A 13,245-nucleotide genomic window follows, 5' to 3' on the forward strand; every position below is an offset into this window, starting at 1 on the left:
CATGGCTATAGATATTTCAGGAAAAACGTTTGACCCACGCCATAACTACTCCGAACTGGTGTCAATGCAGGGAAGGGTGGTGTCAGATGCGCCACTCAATGAAGGCGCTGCGATTGTGGATCGACGCTTTCGTGCAGAAACCATCGATTTAGCCGGATTCAGCGGATATCCGGCTCACCTGCCGGACAGTTTCCGGGTTGAAATCTCGGGTGGAGAATTGCTGATCCACCCCGGCCGCTATTATGTCGATGGCCTAATGGCGGAAAATTTCGGTCACGGGGAACACGACTTCTATCTGCCATTGGAAGAGTTGCGGAGCTCAGAACCTGTCCCTTTTGATGCCCAGCCTTATCTTCCCATCATGGAACCGCTAGAACTGGAAGATGGTCGCTATTTGGCTTTTTTGGATGTCTGGAAACGTCCGGTCACGTTTCTTGAAGATCCAGAACTTATTGACCCGGCCATTGGCGTAGATACTAGCGCGCGGGTACAAACCGTTTGGCAGGTAAAACTCTTTGCCGTGGATGACGGTGTCACCTGCAATACCGATGACGAAGATATTGAAGGATGGGAAGCGTTTACTGAGCCTTCTTCTGCTCGTCTTTCTACCCGTGCCAACCCAACATCAGCGGTCGATGACCCTTGCTTACTACCACCAGAAGGCGGTTATCGAGGTTTGGAAAACCGCACCTACATGGTGGCCGTGCATGACACTAATGAAGATGAAGTGCCACTGCTGAAATGGTCCCGTGTTAATGGTGCGTTTGCCGGACGAATCCTCGCACAACCTGCAAGCAATACCCTGACGTTAGAGCAGGTGGCGAAAGACGATTATCTCAGATTCAACGCGGGAGATTGGGCTGAAGTAACGGATGATGTGCGAGTGCTGGAAGGTAACCCTGGCACGATGGTGCAAATCCTTTCTGTGAATGATGCGACCAATACCGTTGTACTCACAAACCCCTTAGGTGTTGGCGAAATTATGCTGATGCCCGCATCGAATGCCGCTAATCAGTCTATTCATCCAATACTGCGCCGCTGGGATCAATCTGGCGTGGTTTTGGATACTGACGGTAATGAAATCGTTAATCTCGATGCGCCAGGAAGTGATGGCTTAATCCCAGCACCAGAAGGCACATTCATCGCGCTTGAAGATGGCGTGGAAGTGGCTATCTCGCTGGAAGGTGGCGCCGGAGAATACCATGTCAGCGACAACTGGAGCTTCATTACCCGCTATGCAGACAGCTCGGTAGAAACGCTGACATCAGCGCCTCCTCAGGCCTTTCATCACCACTACTGCCGACTGGCGGTTCTGGATGTACTGGGAGGAGAGTTTGTTGAACCGGTTTTTCAGGATTGCCGTGACCCGATTGGCACCGCTGGCTGCTGTACCGTGGTGGTTCGTCCGGGCGAAGATATTCAAGCCGCGTTGGATAGTCTCTCCCCAGAATTTGGTGGTTGTGTGTGCCTGAAAGTGGGTGTTCATACCATTCGTCGAGCACTCCGAATCCGGTATCCAAACGTGACGCTGCATGGGGAAAGCCATGGCGCACAAATCAGAAACTTTTCCGGTGAATCTGCTATTGCTGTCCGTTCGGACGATGGAAGCGTGCTCGCTGGTATTCATCTCTCAACCGTCTCCATCATGAACCGCAGCGCGACGGAGAAACCAGAAGGCATCATATCGATAAGAACAGCTCAGGACAGTCTAGTCGAAGATTGCCGAGTACAAACGCTCGATGGGAGTGTTCAATCGATTGATAACCCTGCAGTCGGTTTGTTTGATTGTCAGAGGGTGAGAGTCAGCCACTGTCAGTTCGAAGGTTCACCGATCGGTGTCTGGATTGGTGATGGCGGAGAAGATCTGACTATCAACAACAACCTTGTCCGTTTCAATGCGGAGCAATTGCCCGGTTTGATTGGTGTTGCCGTCACCAGGATCTCGGGCAGGGCGAGGATTATTGAAAACGACATTGACGGTTTCGCTCAAGGGGTGGTGATCAACAATCAACCCGCTGGCGCTTCGTTCTCAACGGCTTCATACAGTGAAGTCAAAGGAAATCGAATCACACTGAGTCGAATGGCTGGTGAGCTTGATGCGATTGCTGTGGAATCTAACTGTGCTTACGGCACGGTGTCTGAAAATCAGATCCTTCTGTTAGCGGAAGAGAGCACTGGCATCATGGTTCGTGGTGTTGGCACCTTGATTGAGCGCAACCGCATCCAAACCGAAGAACAGGTTGAAACCCAAGTCGCAATAATGATCGGCAGTGACGACGGTGAACTCTTTACTGGCGGTATCACCGCTGCGCAAAACTGGATTAGCGGATGTAGTGGTGGTGTGATTGCAGAGCAGGTCGTTGGGCTTCGTATCGACAACAATGACATTTCAAGTGACAGAGGCACTGAACTCGCAGTATCGGCAACGCAATGTACCTTGGTCAGTATCGAAAACAACACCATGGTGACCGTTACATTGGCAGTGTTTGCCAGTGAGTGTGAAGACGTTCAAATCAACAGCAATCAAATCCGTGATGATGGTGCCGCGATTTTCTGTGAGCGCTGTGTTCGCATCGATATCACTAACAATCAAATTGCCAACTGTACCCGCGGCGGGATAGTCGTTCTTCTGTGTATCGCGCGAGCGGGCATTATTGGAAACCGCCTCAACTACGTGGGTGTATCAGGCGCAAATATTTTTGCTTCTTCCATCATGAGCCTGTTCCACCTCGGCGAGTGTCACATTGAATCCAATGAAGTGCTAAATACTGGCGTTGGGCGAGACGAGATGGTGAATCAACAAAGGACCGTCGGTATCGGCGCTTTGTTTGTGCTGGAAGCCCGAGTGGAGAGCAATCTGGTTTCCTACTCTGATTTGCTGACGCGGGAACGTGTTTTGGAAGACCGCGCCTTGTTGATGCAAGGATTAATGGAAATTTCATTCCCTTTTGGCGACAGACGCGTGGTGTTTCTCGGCTATGCCTGTCAGGTAGCCAACAATAAATTCCTTGGCCGTGGTGCTGATACCCTGGTGGAAATCCTCACCCGCAGCCTCAGCGACAACATCCGAATGCGTTTCGAACGTGTTCTTTTCAACAACAACTTCATCGAACACGTCGGTAACAACGACGACAACATTGCAAATGGCGCGACGGTCATCCTCAATGGCAGTCAAGCCTCAGTGATGGGCAACCACGTCAAATCCGGCACTTTCTTCCTTCCTTCGTTCAATTTCAACGGCATGGAAGGGCCTTTTATTGGCAACGTCGTCCGCGGATCAATCATCAATCACCCCGAATTCCCTGCGCCTGAGTCTGGCTTCAACACTCAGGCATAACCAAGGAGCGAAATCATGGCAAAGGCAAGCACAGTATTGAAAAAACACCTTTCGCTCATCAGCGAAATGGAAAAGGCAGGTCAACCGAATAACGTGAAGAATCCGGTAGTGAAAACCCGCACTGCCGCTGCGGCCAAAAAGGCAAAGGTTGAAAGTCGTATCAAAGAACTGGAAGAGCAACGTGCAGCATTCAACAAAAAAATGGACGAAGCGATAACACAGGAGAAAAAACAGCTCGTTGAGATAGAACGGTTCGAAAAAATGGTCGCGGAGCCAGAACAACCCAAAACCGAAGAAAAGCCGAAACCAAAACCCAAGCCTCGCACACCAAGAACACCCAAGGTGAATACCGATGCGGTGCTACAAGCAACAACGAAGAGAAAGGTTTCACCGACTACGCCGAAAAGAAGGCCGACGAAGAAGTAGTTTGAGTTAAGACCTTGTCTTTCGCCCCTCAGAAAAAAGTGACGCCGAGTAGTACGCCCAAACAAGATGCGAAAAGCGCAAACATTCTCTCACGTCGTGGAAGTGAGTTGTTGTCGCCAAACAAAAAGACAACAACCGAGAACGTGCTTGCCGGTTCTGAATGTACTGGAAGTTCGTTAAGAGTATTGCCAGGTGGTAATGTAACAAAACCAATGAATATGGCTCGGGTGGTTAGGCAATTCAGCAATGCTAAAACACCCAAGCACACTGCTAAGGTTCCGACATCTGTTGCTTCCAGCGTGAGAGGCTTTGGTCAAGCGCTTCTTGAAGCCGCCCAAGAGACCAAAACTGAAGCTGCAATGGAACCGTCATTTCCCGCTGGCTTTAATACTGCGCCCTTATCTTCAGGTAACCCAATTCCTGAAGCAACCCGTGTGCATTTTGAAAGTGCGTATGGGTACGACTTATCTCCCGTTAGGTTGCATCAGGGAGTAAGAGAGCAAAGCGCGTTGCAGGCACTAAACACCGTCGCATTTACGCTGAACGACCATATTGTCATGGATAGCCGGATCAGTCTGGATAGCCATGCGGGAAGGCATGTTCTCGGGCATGAGCTGGCTCACGCCGTGCAAGGAAGGTTGGGAAGTCAATCCACTCATCATCAACCTCGATTGAGTCAGCCAAATTGGCACTCAGAAAGAGAGGCTGAAAGCGCAACGAAAGCTGCGTTAGCAGGCCATCGATATGATATTCGTCAGGCTGTTGATGAAGACGTCCATCAGGTTGCTCCCTGGTTAATTCTTGCGGGAATTGGCTTGGCGGCAGGTCTGGTGACTTGGGCTGTGTCAGACAGTCCAGAAGAAAACCGTCGGCGTCACGCAGCAGGGGAAGAAGATGCTTCCCAAAGCCTTTGGGCTCTGGTGCCGATTTACGGGTCTATTCAGCAAATTCGCGAAGCAGAATCCTACTTTCAACGTGTGCTTGGGGTGGGATTTTTAATGCTTGATATGGCGACATTGGGATCAGCAGGTGTGGCTGCAAGAGCATTAATCCGTGCGCCCGCTGCATTGGTTCGCACCGCTGTGACCCGACAAGGGAGTCGGTTAGTGGTTCGGGAAGGCGGAGAAATTGCGACTGAGGCTATGGCAAGGGAGGTCGCTGAAGGGTTTGTCCGTGAAGGAGGCGCTGTATTTGCCACTAGATCTGCTGCATCGGCAGAAATGATGCAAGCGTTACAACGTGGGGCGATGCTATTGGTGACTGAGGGGGGCCTGAATCATGCTGTCATGTACGCGAAAAACGCCGCAGGCCAGCTTGTTCGTGTTCATGGTGGCCCATTGCGTGTTCTGTTCCATGAAGCACCGCGTGCTCTAGGGCAAGAAGCTGTTGAGAGTATGGGTCGAAGAGTGAATGCCTACGTCGTGATTGAGGCGGGTGAAGCGGCGGTCGATATTGAACGTGCGACAGGCATAGTGCAAAACAGTGCGCCTGCGATTGTTCGTTGGTTGAGCGGGAATCCTACCAGTTGCGGCATTTTGCAAGGGGCATTGCTGGAAGCTTCAGAACTGTCAGCGACCGCTTTAAGCCGACTAATGCCGGCAGGTGCAACAAGCAGATTGGTGCCAGTCACTATCATGGATCATATGATTCAAAGTGGTGCCGGACTCCGTTTGGTAGAAGGGGGTATGGCTAATGTCATCCGAGGTACCGCAATTCAGGAGTCTATGTTGGTGGCTGGAGGTACCTTGCCCGCTGTTGTGTCAGGTATGGTGGGCTTTTTCGTGCATATGGGAACTTACTCACCAGAGGAACAAGAAGCACTGGGAAGGCCCGGAGACCCAAGTGGAATGGAACCTGCAGCGCCAGCTGCCCAACCTGTTCCGCAGCAGCAAATCGATACTACTGTTGATGTGTATGTCGATGTACTTTCAAGCGCCGATCGTACCGGTCATCGTCGTGTTGTGTTTACGATTCGTCGCACGCAAAGCGAAATCAGCCCAGGATTTGAAAAACTCTCCGAGCAATTGCCGCTGAGTGAACAAGGCGAATCAATGCGACCCATCATGGCTATTATGGTTGCCAACATTGCGAATGAACCTATCGGTGAGTACCAGATTATCGCGACACGCAACATGAGTGGTTGGGGGCTGGAAAGAGGCGAGTAACAACCGATTTGGCGTGTGTTTCAGTATCCAGTCTTCCCGCGACTAAAAAAATTTCTCCCAAGAGGCAATAATTTCAATCACTGATTCGTTATTGAAGTGAAAACAGGACTTTTTACCTTCAACTAGAGAATCAAAATGAATTCAGAAAATACCTTCTTCAACAAGGCGGCATTGATATTACGTCTTGGTCTAGGCACCGTATTTATCATCGGTGGGTTATCCAAGCTCAGTCTATTGCTCTCAAGCACTCACCAAGCGGCAATGGTTGCCAATTACATGGGAACCACTGGTTACATCAATGAGCTGTTTCAGGACTATCTGTTCAGCAACGGTATTCTTACCCCTTGGTTTTTTCTCACTTCGCTCTCCGCGTTCGAGTTCTTTTCCGGTATTGCTTTGGTTGGGGGGCTGATGGTGAGGCCACTGGCGCTTTTCTATGGCCTGCTGCTTTGGACTTTCGTGTTCTCGTTGCCTGTGGATACAGTGCCGGGGGCTTCAGTGGGTGTGAAAACTTACACTTCACCCGCCATATTTGTCCAAATCCGTGACATTACCCTGTCCGGCTTGATGTTCGTGCTGTTTAACCTGGGTGCCGGTGCGCACAGTTTTGATCAAAAACGTGGCTACACCGTTGATCAGCCGGATTGGAACTCATTGGGGTTACTGCTTCGGTTCTCTCTTGGCTTAACGTTTATCGTCGGTGGTTTCTTCGGCGCTTATGCAAAAATTCCGACCTTTGCGACCAGTCAGTTGTTGCTTGCATTGGTAGGCGTCGTACTTGTGTTTGGCCGTCCTCAATTTGTCAAAATCGCTGGCGGTGTTGTCTTGGCTATCATGATTTGGTTTATGTTCACCAAACTTAATGTCGATAAAGGTGTTATCGCAAACTTAAATGGTGTTAAGCGGGAATTTGCATTGGCCGCGGCAGGTCTAGTGTTGATGAAGTTAGGGGGTGGTGAGCGCTTCACTTTGATTGACCTAATCAACCGTTCCAACCATGTACTTGGCGTATATAAGCCAGTTTCTTGAAAGAATGATTGAGGAGTGAGCCCACCTGTAGTCAACGTATGTTGAAGTAGGTGGGTTGTTTACCTATGTGGAATTTTTTCAGGAAAAGGGAAAGTGAGACGTTTGATGAGGAGTTACTCAATCAGCTTTATCGGTACGCATATTCACTTTGCCAAGATGAGAGCCTGGCGTTTGACTTAGTGCAATCCAGCTGTGAAAAAGCGTTGCGATTGAATAATCTCCGCAAGCGCAAAAAGGCCTATTTGATGACCACGATCCGTAATGCTTTCATCGATCAATATCGACGAAGGCATCTGGAGTTAGTGGTTGAGGCTAATGAGTTAGATAGCGTAATTCAAAACGATTCGCTGACCATGCGTTCGTTGGAAGAGCTGCAAATTGAAAAAGAGAACGTGAAGTTGGTGCTCGAAGAACTGTCACCACAGGAAAGGGAATTACTGTTTCTGTGGGCGGTGGAAGGCAAGACCTTGCAGGAAATTGCCTCATCGACCGATACGCCAATTGGAACCTTGTTATCGCGAATTAGACGGATGAGAAAGCGGCTAGTCGCGCAGTTTGGTCACTTAAATGAGCAGGTGTTGTGATGAACAAAAACAAGGAAACGTTTAAAGATGCGTTGCGAAAAGAGTTCGAACAGAAAGAGCTTTCCGAGGCGCAACTGTCTGCGCTCCAGCAATTGGGTAACTCCAACAAGACACATGTTCGTTTACTGTCTTCTCTAGCGGCGGCACTGCTGCTTTGCACTTCGTTGATCATCTTTACTGGATGGAGTCAGGATTATCAGCGGATCGCCGCTGAAATTGCCTACAACCATAACAGCCAGATGCAGATGGAAGTGAAAAGTGATGTCTTTGATGATATTCAACACTACCTGAACAGACTCGATTTTTCGCTGATAGCCTCAGAACAATTGCCAGCAAATGTATGGCGAATTATCGGCGGTAGATACTGCAGCATTGATGGGAAGATCGCGGCGCAACTGAAAGTCGAAAATAGAGAAAACGGTGAGGTGTATACGCTATATCAAGCAAAACTTCCCGAGATGCTAGCGTCAGATAAAGAGTTGGACTCCATTGTGGTTGATGGTGTGGAAGTGAAGCTCTGGAAAGAAAAAGGGCTGTTATTGGGGTTGGCAAAATAAAGAGTGGTAAAAAGGCAGTAGCTTCCTCAACTATTTAATATTAGCCATCTCCGTCATTCCTTCAGAAATGGTATGAATCGCTTTCGACAACGAATCATCCGACTCTCTGTAAAATAGCCTCACTTCAAATGGGATATTCCATTTCTCATCGCCTGCCAGTGCAAGCTCTCCGCGCATCAGCTCATCCTTCACGAATGAATGGGGGAGCCAGGCCAAGCCATAGCCGCCCAACACCATAGATTTAAGCGTGTGGGCGAAAGGATTTTCGTAACGCCTGCTGAGATAACAACCTTCTTTTTCTAATAACTGGTCAATGGCTTTTCCAAATAAGGATTGATGAGTGTAAGCGACCAATGGAATGGGATCGCTTGCTTCACCGGGAAGGCTGAATATGGCTTTTTTGTCTGTAGCCAAAGCGACGGGTACCAAGGTTTCTTTTCCGATGACTGTGCTTTGAAAACGATTGTCATCTATGGCGTTGCCCAGCTCGTTATGTGTGTAGCAGAGGAGGTAATCCACCGAGCCATTTCTGAACATTTCGACGCAATCTGCTAAACGATCGGAAGAAAGTTTGACGTAAACGGGGCCAACTTCTTTTTCGATTTCATGCATCCATGACATGAAGACGGTTTGGACAATAGAATTCTGTGCTGCCACTGAAATCTCATTACCTTTGGTTTTCTTCAGCGCACGGGCTGACTCTCTGGCGAGGTGAAGGTGATTAAGGATTTCCTCGGCTTCAATGACAAATGCCTTACCTTGTTCTGTCAGTTCAAGTTGTGGCGAGTCCCTGTTAACCAGGTCTGTACCTATCCACTGTTCTAGCGCTTTGATTCGACGGCTGAATGCAGGTTGGGTAACAAAACGTTCCCTCGCGGCAGAAGTAAAACTGCTGGAATTTGCCAGACAGACAAAATCTTCTAATAACTTAAAGTCCAATACTCCCTCCGAGCCAAATACTTCGTGGCTTGGTGCCAGTTCCGTTTGTGATATTCATTGCTTTTATTTAATAAAACTAACAGAACGCACCCTTTTCGTAGGCTTAAAGATAAGAAAACAGCCTATTCACCATTCAATTTGTGGATAAGTGGGAAAAGTTTTTATTTTCTTTCCCAGGTGATGTTTTAGCATTTAATTTATTGAAAATAAATAGGTTATAAGGTGGCATAACTTTTTGGTATGTAGGGCAACCGAATTGGCATGATGCAAAAATGACGCTTATGACCATGCTTAATTGAGTGTTTTCAGCCGCACGCTATCTCAGCAGCCGAAAACTAACTTGGATGAATCGCAGCGGATGCTCAGCGCTGCAAATACGGAAAACCAGACTAGGGAGAAGTCTCATGAAGTACCGCAACAACGTTAGTTCTTTTCTGAAAAGTGCGTTAAGCGTCGCCATTGTCGGTGCATTACCTTTCACTGCACAAGCTGCCGAAACCATTCGCCTGTCTACTTATGTCAACGAGTCCGACATTCGTTATCAAGGCTTTCAGAAATTTGCAGAACTTGCGGCTGAGAAAAGTAATGGTGACCTGAAAGTCCAGGTTTTCCCATCCGGCACTCTGCATGGTTGGAGTGAAGGTGTGGATGCGGTTCAAGGCGGTGTGTCTGATATCAGCTGGATCCCTGCCGACAAACGCTTGCCATGTTATCGCGTCACCTCGCTGTATCCAGTCGCCATTAGTCTTGAAAAACAAATTGAGCTTGATGCCGATTACGCAGCATTAATTGAGGCGGAAGCGGCAAAAGCTGATCTGATCCCGCTGATCAATTCCAACTATTCGTATGACCAGGAATGGTGGTTTGAAGAACCAGTGTCAGACATCGGTAAGTTGAACGGCAAACTGGTTCGTTCGATTGGCCCTCTGGTGAGCCTGATGATCGAAACATGGGGCGGTAAGCCGGTGTTCGTTGCACCGAAAGAGGTATTCCAGTCTGCAGAGCGTGGCGTGGTTGATGGAATCAACATGGGCGTCGCGACATACAGTTCATGGAAACTTTGGTCGGTCATGCCGTACATGGTTAACGCCAACATGTTCTACGGCAACATCATCTACATGATGAACAAAGACAAGTTTGATGGCCTGAGCGCAGACAACCAGAAAGCGCTGAAGGAAGCGGCGAAGGAAGCCGAGGCTTGGCTGAAACCGCGCTATGAAACTTGGGTTGATGAGCGAGTCGGCAATGCAGTGATGGCGAACGGCGGTTCTGCGGTTTCCATGTCTGAAGAACGCACCGGTGAGCTACTTGCAGGTATTCAGGAAAAATGGACGCCAGAAGTAAACGGCGCCTGTGGTGTGCCACTGGCTGATAAAGTCCGGAGCCTGTTTGCAGCGCACAGCGAATAATTGAAGAGGTGCGCAGTATGAAATCAAACCTGTTAAAGGCTTTGAACTGGCTATCTTTAGCGTTGCTCTACTGCGGTGCCGTCATCGTGCTGATCCAGGCAATCTGGATCAGCTACGGTGTTGGGGTACGTTATATTCTCGATTCACCTGATGGCATAGTGACAGAGGCCACTGCTCTGCTACTGGTGCCTGTCGCGTTTCTCGGTATCTCATACGCACTGCTAAATGATGCCTACCCTAAAGTGGGAATAGTCCGTGACAAGCTACCAGAAACCCTGCAGTTTTGGGTCGATAAGCTGAATATGTTGGTGATGTTGCTGATTGGAGCGTTTTTCTTCACGGCATCAGCCAAAGCCATGTTCAAGTCGCTTGATTCTGGTGCGGCGTCTGAAATCCTTCTTTGGCCGCGATTTTATTTCTGGATCCCTGTGGTGCTTTCCCTTTTAGTCTTCTGTCTCACCGCAGTCTATCTGCTGTTGGCGGGCAGACCACCACGTAAGCCGCAAGGAAGTGCGGCGACGGATAACGCTGGAGTCAGCCAAAACCAACAATAACAAGGATGTGTTATGGAATGGTACGTTGTCGGGCTAGGTATGCTGGGCTTGTTGATGGGATTCATCATCATTGGCTTGCCTATCCCATTTGCGCTTGCCGCAGCATCTATCCCGTTTTTGCTCGATATTCTGAGTGTGAAATCTTCGCTGGTGACGGTGGAACTGAAACTGTGGGGGGTGTGGTTTGACTACATTCTCCTCGCCGTTCCGTTGTTCGTTTTTCTTGGCGAATTGATTGGGCGCTCTTCCATTGGCCCCAACCTTTACTGGTTTATGCATAGCAAGTTGCCACTACGTGGTGCTGCGGCTTACGGCAGTATCGGCGCTTGTGCAGGGTTTGGTGCCGTGTGTGGTTCCAGCATGGTGGGTTCACTGACTATCGGCGGTGTGGCCTTGCCTCAGATGCTGAAACTGGGTTACGGAAAACGTCTGTCGAGTGGTGTATTGGCTGCTGGCGGTACGTTGAGTGTTCTGCTACCGCCAAGCTTGATCTTGCTGTTTTATGGCATCGTGACAGACCAATCCATCGGTGCACTATTTATCGCTGGTGTCATACCTGGACTGGTACTGGTAACCATGTTCTTCATCATCGTCGCGGTGTGGGGAAAGGTTGCACCTCAAGATATTCCGGGGCAGGAGAGTATCCAACCGATCCCTTGGCTGGTGGCGCTGTCCGCACTCACGCCGGTGATGATCATTGGCTTGGTGATTACCATCTCTATCTATGCGGGAATCGCGACACCAACTGAAGCGGCGGCGGTGTCGTCGGTTATCACCCTTATCATGGCATTTTGCTTTGGTGGGCTGCGTTGGGAAGGCTTGCTCGAGTCACTTAAGTCGACCATGCAGACCATGGGTTACTTGGGCTTATTGCTGTCGTCAGGGGTACTATTCGGCTTTGTGATGACCTATCACCAAATTCCGCAGCAGTTTACCCAACTGTTCGTTGAAATGGACTTATCGCCCTACGCTGTGCTGGCAATGATTGTGGTGTTCTACATCATCCTCGGCATGTTCTTAGAGCCTGTCTCTATGACTTTTATCACCTTACCAACCCTGTTCCCTCTGGTGCATGCGGCGGGCTTTGACCTGATTTGGTTTGGGGTGGTTTACACCATCACTATGGAAATAGCCGTACTGACACCGCCTGTCGGGCTCAACCTCTTTGTTATACAGAGTCTCGCCAGAGACGACGTCACCATAGGGGATGTGATCATTGGCTGTGTTCCCTTTATTTTTGCGCTTGTGATTTTGCTGCTGTTGTTAGTCGGACTGCCTGACACAGCGCTTTGGCTCCCTGAGTTAATGGAATAATAACGATGAATGGTATACGTGTAGGAACCGGACCGACCTTGGTTCTGGTTCATGGATTTCTCAGTAGCATGACCTATTGGGAAAAACAGATTGAGCTATTTTCAACACGCTTCGATGTCGTTGCGTTCGATTTGCCAGGTTATGGAGGAAAGGCAAAGGAAACAGGCTTGGATAGCATTGAAGGGTTTGCCGATTTCGTGTTGGGAAAACTGGATGAACTCGGTATCGACTGTTTTCACCTGATGGGGCATTCGATGGGGGGGATGATTGCTCAGGAAATTGCAATCAAAGCAAAAGACAGAGTGATGGGGTTGGTGCTCTACGCAACCGGACCAAATGGCCGTTTGCCGGGGCGTTTTGAATCGCTTGAAGACAGCATGGCACGTGCTGAAAAAGAGGGCACAGAGCAAGTCGCACGGGATACTGTCCGAACCTGGTTTTCAGAAGGGGAAGAGGATCCTGATTTTGTTGGGGGAATGGCGCTTGCTGAACGTGTGTCCACGCAAACCTATATTAACGGACTTCGTGCTATGGGAGGGTGGCGCTCTATTGAACGCCTGGGCGATATTGAGGCAAAAACACTGGTTCTCTGGCCAGACAGTGATCGATCCTATATGTGGGATCAGGTCGAAATACTCTGGAGAAGAATAAAAGACACGAACTTGGCCGTGATGCCTCTGGCCGCTCACAATGCTCACCTCGAGAAAGCGCGCATCTTCAATCTACTGGTGATTGAGTTCCTGCAAAGCGATAAGGTGAAACAACGTCAGTTGGCGACGACGACTTAGGGGCTGTTGACCTTTGGTGATGACTTTTGCAGCAGTTTGTGGGGATTTTATGCAAGGCAGAAGTTTCGATGTGTATCGCCTACATGAGAAGCAGATAACGCAGCAGAAATTCCCCACAAACGCTGCCCGGAGGGTTCGACTGC

Annotated in this window: 11 protein-coding genes; 10 read left to right on the forward strand and 1 reads right to left on the reverse strand. The window is 49.3% G+C overall.

Going from position 1 to position 13,245, the window contains the following annotated elements:
• The first annotated feature begins 1 nt into the window (after position 1).
• The 6 genes from VP504_RS22755 (at position 2) to VP504_RS22780 (ending at position 8,098) form a co-directional block, all read left to right on the forward strand.
• The gene (locus VP504_RS22755) at positions 2-3,337 is read left to right on the forward strand and encodes a DUF6519 domain-containing protein (protein ID WP_325894331.1); all 3,336 of its coding nucleotides are present in this window, start codon (positions 2-4) and stop codon (positions 3,335-3,337) included.
• Positions 3,338-3,352: 15 nt separating this feature from the next.
• Positions 3,353-3,763, forward strand: coding sequence for a hypothetical protein (locus tag VP504_RS22760; RefSeq protein ID WP_325894332.1), 411 nt, complete (start codon positions 3,353-3,355; stop codon positions 3,761-3,763).
• A gap of 14 nt (positions 3,764-3,777) precedes the next feature.
• Positions 3,778-5,928 (forward strand): DUF4157 domain-containing protein, encoded by a 2,151-nt coding sequence (locus VP504_RS22765; protein WP_325894333.1) that lies wholly within the window; start codon positions 3,778-3,780, stop codon positions 5,926-5,928.
• Positions 5,929-6,063: 135 nt separating this feature from the next.
• Positions 6,064-6,957 (forward strand): DoxX family protein, encoded by an 894-nt coding sequence (locus VP504_RS22770; protein ID WP_325894334.1) that lies wholly within the window; start codon positions 6,064-6,066, stop codon positions 6,955-6,957.
• 65 nt (positions 6,958-7,022) lie between these two features.
• On the forward strand, positions 7,023-7,541 hold the full coding sequence (locus tag VP504_RS22775) for an RNA polymerase sigma factor (protein WP_062663915.1): 519 nt from the start codon (positions 7,023-7,025) through the stop codon (positions 7,539-7,541).
• Positions 7,541-8,098, forward strand: a complete 558-nt coding sequence (locus VP504_RS22780) for a hypothetical protein (protein ID WP_325894335.1) — start codon at positions 7,541-7,543, stop codon at positions 8,096-8,098. Before VP504_RS22775 ends, VP504_RS22780 begins: the two co-directional genes overlap by 1 nt.
• A 30-nt stretch (positions 8,099-8,128) precedes the next feature.
• Here VP504_RS22780 and VP504_RS22785 read toward each other — a convergent pair whose 3' ends face one another.
• Positions 8,129-9,037: a LysR family transcriptional regulator gene (locus VP504_RS22785; RefSeq protein ID WP_325894336.1), complete on the reverse strand. Its 909-nt coding sequence runs from the start codon at positions 9,035-9,037 to the stop codon at positions 8,129-8,131.
• Between the two features lie 404 nt (positions 9,038-9,441).
• Here VP504_RS22785 and dctP point away from each other — a divergent pair, with 404 nt between their 5' ends.
• The 4 genes from dctP to VP504_RS22805 are packed head-to-tail and all read left to right on the forward strand — an operon-like array spanning position 9,442 to position 13,102.
• On the forward strand, positions 9,442-10,446 hold the full coding sequence (gene dctP / locus VP504_RS22790; protein WP_062709481.1) for a TRAP transporter substrate-binding protein DctP: 1,005 nt from the start codon (positions 9,442-9,444) through the stop codon (positions 10,444-10,446).
• A 17-nt stretch (positions 10,447-10,463) separates the two neighbouring features.
• On the forward strand, positions 10,464-11,000 hold the full coding sequence (locus tag VP504_RS22795; protein ID WP_325894337.1) for a TRAP transporter small permease: 537 nt from the start codon (positions 10,464-10,466) through the stop codon (positions 10,998-11,000).
• A gap of 12 nt (positions 11,001-11,012) precedes the next feature.
• Positions 11,013-12,314, forward strand: a complete 1,302-nt coding sequence (locus VP504_RS22800; RefSeq protein ID WP_325894338.1) for a TRAP transporter large permease — start codon at positions 11,013-11,015, stop codon at positions 12,312-12,314.
• 5 nt (positions 12,315-12,319) lie between these two features.
• A complete protein-coding gene (locus VP504_RS22805; RefSeq protein WP_325894339.1) occupies positions 12,320-13,102 on the forward strand; it encodes an alpha/beta fold hydrolase in 783 nt (260 codons plus the stop codon).
• Positions 13,103-13,245: the final 143 nt, after the last annotated feature.

This window comes from Grimontia sp. NTOU-MAR1 (genome assembly GCF_035758505.1).
In the GTDB taxonomy this organism is placed as follows: domain Bacteria; phylum Pseudomonadota; class Gammaproteobacteria; order Enterobacterales; family Vibrionaceae; genus Enterovibrio; species Enterovibrio marinus.